1 protein-coding gene is annotated in these 278 nt (G+C 69.1%); it reads right to left on the reverse strand.

Going from position 1 to position 278, the window contains the following annotated elements; translation table 11 throughout:
- Positions 1 to 2 precede the first annotated feature (2 nt).
- A partial coding sequence (locus IG65_RS0134190; RefSeq protein ID WP_231509626.1) for a hypothetical protein occupies positions 3 to 278 on the reverse strand: 276 nt, incomplete at its 5' end.

A 278-nucleotide genomic window follows, 5' to 3' on the forward strand; every position in this document is an offset into this window, starting at 1 on the left:
GGTCAGCGGAGAGTGACCGTGATCGCGCTGCCGACCACGGTCGCGGTGACGCCGAGCAGGTGTTCGGTGATCATCGCGGCGATCGGCTGGATGTGGCGATCCTTGCGGGCGACGACGGCGAGAGTGCGGGCGTCGATGACGTGAGTGAAGGCGAGATCGCCCACCGTCGTTGCCGCGAGCATGTCCCGCGGAAGTGTCGGAGCGGGTAACGCGCGCACGGCGTCTCGCACCCGGCGGATAACGCCGACCGCGTGCTGTGGGATCTCGAGCGGGTGGTG

The sequence above is a fragment of the Nocardia sp. NRRL WC-3656 genome (genome assembly GCF_000720265.1).
Lineage (GTDB): Bacteria > Actinomycetota > Actinomycetes > Mycobacteriales > Mycobacteriaceae > Nocardia > Nocardia nova.